The organism is Pseudomonas sp. A-1 (genome assembly GCF_004801855.1).
GTDB lineage: Bacteria > Pseudomonadota > Gammaproteobacteria > Pseudomonadales > Pseudomonadaceae > Geopseudomonas.
On record NZ_SSTC01000134.1, the window covers coordinates 1 to 7450 of the forward strand.

The 7450-nt window shown below is 69.6% G+C and carries 11 protein-coding genes; all 11 read right to left on the bottom strand.

Going from position 1 to position 7450, the window contains the following annotated elements; translation table 11 throughout:
* On the bottom strand, positions 1-352 hold a 352-nt coding region (gene tatB, locus E5198_RS19570), incomplete at its 3' end, for a Sec-independent protein translocase protein TatB (protein WP_136491606.1).
* A gap of 32 nt (positions 353-384) precedes the next feature.
* Positions 385-624 carry a twin-arginine translocase TatA/TatE family subunit gene (gene tatA, locus E5198_RS19575; protein ID WP_090349633.1) on the bottom strand — a complete coding sequence of 80 codons (240 nt, stop codon included), beginning with the start codon at positions 622-624 and terminating at the stop codon, positions 385-387.
* Between the two features lie 27 nt (positions 625-651).
* Entirely contained in the window at positions 652-999 is a 348-nt protein-coding gene (locus tag E5198_RS19580; protein ID WP_136491607.1) for a phosphoribosyl-ATP diphosphatase, read from the bottom strand.
* Positions 992-1396, bottom strand: a complete 405-nt coding sequence (gene hisI, locus E5198_RS19585; protein WP_136491608.1) for a phosphoribosyl-AMP cyclohydrolase — start codon at positions 1394-1396, stop codon at positions 992-994. Before hisI ends, E5198_RS19580 begins: the two co-directional genes overlap by 8 nt.
* A 76-nt stretch (positions 1397-1472) precedes the next feature.
* Positions 1473-3053: a ubiquinone biosynthesis regulatory protein kinase UbiB gene (gene ubiB, locus E5198_RS19590; RefSeq protein WP_136491609.1), complete on the bottom strand. Its 1581-nt coding sequence runs from the start codon at positions 3051-3053 to the stop codon at positions 1473-1475.
* 4 nt (positions 3054-3057) lie between these two features.
* Positions 3058-3672: an SCP2 domain-containing protein gene (locus tag E5198_RS19595; RefSeq protein ID WP_136491610.1), complete on the bottom strand. Its 615-nt coding sequence runs from the start codon at positions 3670-3672 to the stop codon at positions 3058-3060.
* Positions 3672-4442 carry a bifunctional demethylmenaquinone methyltransferase/2-methoxy-6-polyprenyl-1,4-benzoquinol methylase UbiE gene (gene ubiE, locus E5198_RS19600; RefSeq protein WP_136491611.1) on the bottom strand — a complete coding sequence of 257 codons (771 nt, stop codon included), beginning with the start codon at positions 4440-4442 and terminating at the stop codon, positions 3672-3674. Before ubiE ends, E5198_RS19595 begins: the two co-directional genes overlap by 1 nt.
* Positions 4443-4617: 175 nt before the next feature.
* Complete coding sequence (locus E5198_RS19605; RefSeq protein WP_136491612.1) at positions 4618-4989, bottom strand: gamma-butyrobetaine hydroxylase-like domain-containing protein; 372 nt, start codon at positions 4987-4989, stop codon at positions 4618-4620.
* Between the two features lie 124 nt (positions 4990-5113).
* On the bottom strand, positions 5114-6454 hold the full coding sequence (hslU, locus tag E5198_RS19610) for an HslU--HslV peptidase ATPase subunit (RefSeq protein WP_136491613.1): 1341 nt from the start codon (positions 6452-6454) through the stop codon (positions 5114-5116).
* 23 nt (positions 6455-6477) lie between these two features.
* Positions 6478-7008, bottom strand: coding sequence for an ATP-dependent protease subunit HslV (gene hslV, locus E5198_RS19615; protein WP_090349625.1), 531 nt, complete (start codon positions 7006-7008; stop codon positions 6478-6480).
* A gap of 118 nt (positions 7009-7126) precedes the next feature.
* Positions 7127-7450: SPOR domain-containing protein (locus tag E5198_RS19620; RefSeq protein WP_178084103.1), on the bottom strand; the 324-nt coding region annotated here is incomplete at its 5' end.

Genomic DNA, 7450 nt, shown 5'->3' on the forward strand with positions numbered 1-7450 from the left:
CGGCCGGGATCTGCGCGCCGGCCTGGTGCTCGGGCAGTGCGGCCAGGCGGCTGTGCGCGGCGATGGGCGCGTTGGCCTGCTCGGCGGTCGGCGCCGGAGGCGGGCTGGCGGGCGTCTGGGCCGCCTGCTGCTGGCGCTCGCGCTCGAGGATCTGCTCGTTGTGCAGCTGCAGGCGGATCTCGTCGGCGCCGATCTCGCGCTCCACCTCGGTCTTGATCGCGGCGAAGCTGCGCTTCAGGCGGCCGATCCACAGCCCGGCGGTGCGTGCGGCGCCCGGCAGGCGCTCGGGGCCAAGCACCACCAGGGCCACCAGGGCCACCAGCAGCAGTTCGGAAAAGCCTACGTCGAACATGATTCAGCCAAGCTCCGGCACCCGCGGGTGCGTCAGTCCTTCTTCGCCGGTTCGTCGACCTTGCGCACTTCGCCCTGGATGGTGTGGCCCTTGGGCTCGTCCACCTGCGGCTTGGCGGGTTCTTCCTCGCCGGCGTTCACCGACTTGCGGAAGCCCTTGATCGCTTCGCCGACGTCCGAGCCGAGCGTCTTGAGGCGCTTGGTGCCGAACAGCATGACCACGATGAGCAGGATGATCAGGAGTTGCCAGATGCTGATGCCGCCGAGTCCCATGATGGAATCTCCGAATTGGGTTGGAAGTCAGGATTGCGAGCGGGCGGCCTTCTCGGCGTGCCCGGAGAGGCCGAAGCGGCGGTCCAGCTCGTCGAGTACCGCCTGCGGGTGCTGGCCGAGGGCGGCGAGCATGACCAGGGAGTGGAACCACAGGTCGGCGGTCTCGTAGATCAGGTCGCTGCAGTCGCCGCTGGTGGCGGCGTCCTTGGCGGCGAGGATGGTTTCCACCGATTCCTCGCCGACTTTCTCCAGAATCTTGTTCAGGCCCTTGTGGTACAGGCTGGCCACGTAGGAGCTGTCCGGCGCGGCGCCCTTGCGCGCCTCCAGCACCTCGGCCAGGCGGGCGAGGGTGTCGTTGCTGCTGGCTTCACTCATGGCTGTGGCCCTTGTGTTCGTAGATGGCGTGCGGGTCCTTGAGGACCGCATCGACGGTCTTCCACGCGCCGTTCTCGTAGACGCGGTAGAAGCAGCTCTCGCGGCCGGTGTGGCAGGCGATGCCGCCGAGCTGCTCGACCTGCAGGACGATGACGTCGGCGTCGCAGTCCAGGCGCAGTTCGTGCAGCTTCTGCACGTGGCCGGACTCCTCGCCCTTGCGCCACAGCTTGCTGCGCGAGCGCGACCAGTAGATGGCGCGGCCCTCGTCGACGGTCAGCTGCAGGGATTCGCGGTTCATCCAGGCCATCATCAGGATGCGTCCGGTCTTGTGGTCCTGGGCAATCGCCGGGACCAGCCCGTCGGCGTTCCAGTGAATTTCGTCCAGCCAGTTGCTCATTGCGTGTTCGCTTGTCCGGGGCGCACGGGGCGCCGGTTAACAATTCGGTCAGTTTGCCAGTGCTGCCGCGCGCTGGCTATCGGCGCAGGATCAGGTATAGGCCGCCGGCGAGCATCGCCCAGGCCGGCCAGGTCTGCATGCTCGGCGCCAGGCCCTGGCTGGCGGCGCCGAGCAGCAGCACCGCGCCGAGCAGGCGCTCCAGCCAGGGGCTGCGCGCCGGGGCGGCGGCCGCGCCGCCCTGGCCGAGGCGATCGAGCGCCTGCCGGGTCTTCTTGGCCAGCTGCGGCACCTGCTCGGCCTGGCTCTGCAGGTTGCGCAGCAGCTGCAGCGGACTCATGCGCTGGCGCATCCAGCGCTCGAGGAACGGCTTGGCGGTGCTCCACAGGTCGAGATCCGGATACAGCTGGCGGCCGAGGCCCTCGATGTTGAGCAGGGTCTTCTGCAGCAGCACCAGCTGCGGCTGCACCTCCATGTTGAAGCGCCGCGCGGTCTGGAACAGGCGCAGCAGCACCTGGCCGAAGGAGATGTCCTTGAGCGGCTTCTCGAACACCGGCTCGCACACGGTGCGGATCGCCGCCTCGAAGTCGTTGACCGGGGTGTCGGCCGGCACCCAGCCGGAGTCGATGTGCAGCTGCGCCACCTTGCGGTAGTCGCGCTTGAAGAAGGCCAGGAGGTTGCGCGCCAGGTAGTCCTGGTCCTCGGCGGTCAGGCTGCCGATGATCCCGCAGTCGATGGCGATGTACTGCGGATCGTGCGGCGTGCGGGTGCTGACGAAGATGTTGCCGGGGTGCATGTCGGCGTGGAAGAAGCTGTCGCGGAACACCTGGGTGAAGAAGATCTCCACGCCGCGCTCGGCCAGCTTCTTCATGTCGGTGTGCTGGTCGCGCAGGGCGGCCAGGTCGGTGACCGGGATGCCGTAGATGCGCTCCATGACCAGCACCTTGGGCCGGCACCAGTCCCAGTACACCTGCGGCACGTAGAGCATGGGCGAGCCGTCGAAGTTGCGCCGCAGCTGGGTGCCGTTGGCCGCCTCGCGCATCAGGTCGAGTTCGTCGAAGATGGTCCGCTCGTAGTCGCTGACCACCTCCACCGGGCGCAGGCGGCGGGCGTCGGCGGAAGCGCGTTCGGCGATCTTGGCCAGCACGAACAGCCAGGCCATGTCCTGGCGGATCACCGGCTCGAGGCCCGGGCGCACCACCTTGACCACCACGTCCTCGCCCGTGCGCAGCTGGGCGGCGTGCACCTGGGCCACCGAGGCCGAGGCCAGCGGCTGGCGCTCGAAGCGGCTGAACACCTGGTCGATGCGCGCGCCGAGCTGCTGCTCGATCAGCGCCACCGCCTGCTCGGGCGGGAAGGGCGGCACCTGGTCCTGCAGGCGCGCCAGCTCGTCGGCGATGTCCGGCGGCAGCAGGTCGCGGCGGGTGGACAGCAGCTGGCCGAACTTGATGAACACCGGGCCGAGGTCTTCCAGGCTGCGGCGCAGGCGCTCGCCGCGCGACATCTGGATGGGGGCGCGCGGCAGCCAGCGCCAGGGCATGGCGCGCAGCAGGCTGCGCAGCCACCAGGGCAGCGGCAGGTCGAGCAGCAGCTCGTCGAGCTGGTAGCGCACGGCGGTGCGCTGGATGCGGATCAGGCGGCGCAGGGCGAGCAGCTTCATGCGGTCAGTCGGTTTCCAGGCGGCGGGCAAGGCGCTCGCTGCGCGCCTCGAGACGGTCGAGGGCGAGGGTGAGGTCGTCCAGTTCGGCGAAGCGCGCCTCGGCCTCGCGGCGGCCGACCAGCGGACGGGCCTCCTCGGCCAGCCAGTCGGCGAGATCCAGGCGCAGGCTGGCCAGGGCGTCGCCGCTCCAGGCGGCGGCGCCATGCAGCGGGCGGGCCAGGGCCACGGCGCCGAGCGGGCCGAGCCACTCGGCCAGCGCGCCTTCCCAGTCCAGTTCGAGATCCTGGAGGATCGCCGCCAGATCGAGCAGGCAGGCGCTGTGGCCGTCCAGCTCGACGTCGGGCGCGTGCAGCACGGCGGTCTTGTCGCGGCGCACGGCCAGCTGCAGCAGGCGGCTGGCCGGAGCGCGCAGGGTGCAGTCGGGGACGGCCTCCCAGTGGCCGGCCAGGCGCAGGCCGTCGCTGCCGGGCAGCAGGTACAGGCGCAGCGCCGGTGCCGTGCAGTCGACGGCGATCACCCGGCCTTCCAGTGCGGCCAGGCGCGGGCCGGCGGTGGCGTCCAGCGCCAGCACGCGGTTGAGGCCGGCCTCGACGCCGGCGAGCAGCGCGAGCGGCAGCATCAGGGCTTGATGCCGCGGTGCAGGGCGACGATGCCGCCGGTCATGTTGTGGTAGGTGACCAGGTCGAAGCCGGCGTCGACCATCATGCCCTTGAGGGTTTCCTGGTCGGGGTGCATACGGATCGACTCGGCCAGGTAGCGGTAGCTGTCGGCGTCGTTGGTGATCAGCTTGCCGGCCAGTGGCATGAAGGCGAACGAGTAGGCGTCGTAGGCCTTGCCGAGCAGGGCGCTGGCCGGCTTGGAGAACTCCAGCACCAGCAGGCGGCCGCCGGGCTTGAGCACGCGCAGCATGGAGCGCAGGGCGTCCTCCTTGTGGGTGACGTTGCGCAGGCCGAAGGCGATGGTGACCACGTCGAAGTGGTTGTCGGGGAACGGCAGCTTCTCGGCGTCGGCCTGGACGAACCTGACGTTGCCGGCCACACCGCAGTCGAGCAGCTTGTCGCGGCCGACCTTGAGCATCGAGTCGTTGATGTCGGCCAGCACCACCTCGCCGGTCGGGCCGACCAGGCGCGAGAACTGGCGGGTCAGGTCGCCGGTGCCGCCGGCGATGTCGAGCACGCGGTTGCCCGGACGCACGCCGGACAGCTCGATGGTGAAGCGCTTCCACAGGCGGTGCATGCCGCCGGACAGCACGTCGTTCATCAGGTCGTACTTGGCGGCCACCGAGTGGAACACCTCGGCCACCTTCTGCGCCTTCTGGCTTTCCGGCACGCTCTGGTAACCGAAGTGGGTGGAGGGCTCGGCGGAGTCGGGCTTGCGCGGATCGCTCATGTCGCAGTCACCTGAAAAAATGTGGCGGCCATTCTAATCGCCGCGCCGGGCTTTGTCTTGACGCTGCCTGCCAGGGGCTGTGGCAGTTTGTCTCGGCGCTGCTGGAGTGCGGTGCGCACGGCGCACCCTACGGCAGGCGCCCGCGTAGGGTGCGCGGTGCGCACCGGGCGGCTATTCAGAGCATCAGCTTGACCACGGATTCGTCGGGGTCGCGCGACCTGCCGGCGGCGGCCAGTGCGGCGAGGTAGTCGGCCCACAGCTGCTCCTGGCGGGTGGCCAACTGGTACAGGTAGTCCCAGGTGTACAGGCCGCTGTCGTGGCCGTCGTCGAACACCAGCTTGAGGGCGTACTGGCCGGCCGGCTCGGCACCCTTGAAGCCGACGTTGAGCTTGCCGTATTGCAGGATGGGGTTGCCGTGACCCTGCACCTCGGCCGACGGCGAGTGCACGCGCAGGAATTCGGCGCTCAGGCGGTACTGCTGGTCGCCGAAGTGCAGCTCGAGGGTCTTCGACGCCTTGTGCAGCTTGATGGCAGTGGGGATGGGCATTGCAGCAGGTCTCTGCGGGGTGGTCGTAGGGTGCGCCATGCGCACCGCGGCACGGCATGGTGCGCATGGCGCACCCTACGCCGAGCGGTGGGCACGCGCGTAGCGTTGCCCACCCGGTGTCGGCTTACAGGATATAGCGCGACAGATCCTCGTCCTGCGCCAGTTCGCCGAGGTGGCCGTTGACGTAGGCGGCGTCGATCACGATCGGCCGGCCGCTGTGGTCGGCGGCCAGGTCGCCGGCGCTGAACGACACTTCCTCGAGCAGGCGCTCGAGCAGGGTGTGCAGGCGGCGCGCGCCGATGTTCTCGGTCTTCTCGTTGACCTGCCAGGCGATCTCGGCCAGGCGCTGGATGCCGTCGGCGGCGAAGGCGATGTCCAGGCCCTCGGTCTTCATCAGCGCGCAGTACTGCTCGGTCAGCGAGGCGTGCGGCTCGGTGAGGATGCGCTCGAAGTCCTGCGGACTCAGCGCCTTGAGCTCGACGCGGATCGGCAGGCGGCCCTGCAGCTCGGGCACCAGGTCGCTGGGCTTGGCCAGGTGGAAGGCGCCGGAGGCGATGAACAGGATGTGGTCGGTCTTGACCATGCCCAGCTTGGTGTTGACCGTGCAGCCCTCGATCAGCGGCAGCAGGTCGCGCTGCACGCCCTCGCGGGACACGTCGGCGCCGCTGACGTTGCCGCGCTTAGCGATCTTGTCGATCTCGTCGATGAACACGATGCCGTGCTGCTCGACCGCCTCGAGGGCGCGGGCCTTGAGTTCCTCCTCGTTGACCAGGCGCGCGGCCTCCTCGTCGCGGACCATCTTCAGCGCCTCGGCGACCTTGAGCTTGCGGGTCTTCTTCTTGCCCTTGGAGAGACCGGAGAACAGGTTCTGCAGCTGGCTGGTCATCTCCTCCATGCCCGGCGGGGTCATGATCTCCACGCCGGCCGGGGCGTCGGCCACCTCGATGTCGATCTCCTTGTCGTCCAGCTGGCCTTCGCGCAGGCGCTTGCGGAACAGCTGGCGGGTGCTGGAGTCCTCGCGCGGGGCCGGCTCGTCGCCGAAGCCGCTGCGTGCCGGCGGCAGCAGGGCGTCGAGGATGCGCTCCTCGGCGGCGTCCTCGGCGCGGAAGCGCATCTTCTGCACTTCCTGCTCGCGGAGCATCTTCAGCGCGGCGTCGGCCAGATCGCGGACGATCGACTCAACGTCGCGGCCGACGTAGCCGACCTCGGTGAACTTGGTCGCCTCGACCTTGATGAACGGGGCGTTGGCCAGCTTGGCCAGGCGGCGGGCGATCTCGGTCTTGCCGACGCCGGTCGGGCCGATCATCAGGATGTTCTTCGGCGTCACCTCGGCGCGCAGCTCGGCGGGCAGCTGCATGCGCCGCCAGCGGTTGCGCAGGGCGATGGCGACGGCGCGCTTGGCGTCGTCCTGGCCGACGATGTGGCGGTTGAGTTCGTGGACGATCTCGCGGGGCGTCATGGACATGGGTGGGGCTCCGGAAGACGCGCTCACTGGGCGCAGTCTTCTTCCTCGATGGTCAGATTCTGGTTGGTGAACACGCAGATGGAGCCGGCGATGTTCAGCGCGGTCTCGGTGATCTCGCGGGCGGACAGCTCGGTCTTCTGCAGCAGGGCCATGGCCGCTGCCTGGGCGAAGCCGCCGCCGGAGCCCATGGCGATCAGGCCGTGCTCGGGTTCGACCACGTCGCCGTTGCCGGTGATGATCAGCGAGGCATCCTTGTTGGCCACCGCCAGCATGGCTTCCAGGCGGCTCAGCGAACGGTCGGTACGCCAGTCCTTGGCCAGCTCGACGGCGGCGCGGATCAGGTGGCCCTGGTGCTTCTCCAACTGGCCCTCGAAGCGCTCGAACAGGGTGAAGGCGTCGGCGGTGGCGCCGGCGAAGCCGGCCAGCACCTGGCCGTGGTACAGGCGGCGCACCTTCTTGGCGTTGCCTTTCATCACGGTGTTGCCGAGGGATACCTGGCCGTCGCCGCCCATGACGACTTTGCCGTTGCGGCGGACTGAAACGATGGTGGTCAAGGGAGCGATCTCCTGCAGCTGGACGCGGACGTCCGGGATGCAGGGGGATATGGGGGAGGGCGATGCGCTTTTCAACCGCCCGCCCGACCTTGGTCGAGTGCGGGCGGCGAAAGGCGGATCAGCGGCGCTGCTGCACCACGCTGCCGACGCCATTGGCGCCGAGCTGCTGCTTGGCGCCGTCGGCCTGCTGGCGGTTGCCGAACGGGCCGACCACCACGCGGTGCCAGGTCTTGCCGCCGACCTGACCGGACTCGATGCGCGCATCCTGGCCGAGCAGGATCAGCTTGGCGCGGGCGCTTTCCGCCTGGTCGCGGCTGGCGAAGGAGCCGGCCTGCAGGTAGTAGCGGCTGACGGGCTCCGTGGCCGGCCTGGCGGCGGGCGGCGGCGTCGCGGCGGGCCTGGCGGCCGGGGGCGGACTCTGCACCTGCGCCGGTGCCGCAGC